The organism is Jeotgalibacillus marinus (assembly GCF_040801915.1).
GTDB lineage: Bacteria > Bacillota > Bacilli > Bacillales > Jeotgalibacillaceae > Jeotgalibacillus > Jeotgalibacillus marinus.
In genome coordinates, this window is sequence record NZ_JBFMIA010000245.1 from 1 (window position 1) to 246 (window position 246).

1 protein-coding gene is annotated in these 246 nt (G+C 54.9%); it reads left to right on the forward strand.

Annotation, left to right across the window (positions count from 1 at the left end; all coding sequences use genetic code 11):
* The coding region (locus tag AB1471_RS19100; protein WP_367781032.1) for a hypothetical protein at positions 1-239 on the forward strand (239 nt) is incomplete at its 5' end.
* Positions 240-246: the final 7 nt, after the last annotated feature.

Genomic DNA, 246 nt, shown 5'->3' on the forward strand with positions numbered 1-246 from the left:
GAGAAGAGAAGGGGGAAAGGAGGGAAAGGGGGAGGAGGGAAGAAAGGGGGAAAGAAGAGGGGGAAAGAGGGGGGGGGAAAAGAGAAGGAAAGAAAGAGGAGGAGGGGAAAAAAGGGAGAGGGGAAGAAAGAGAGAAGAGGAAGGGAAGGAGGGGGGAGAGAGGGGAGAGGAGGGAAAGAAGGAGGAAGGGGAAGAAGAAGGGGGGGGGAAAGAGAGCTGTCATGAAGGTAAACAGCTGAAATCTGC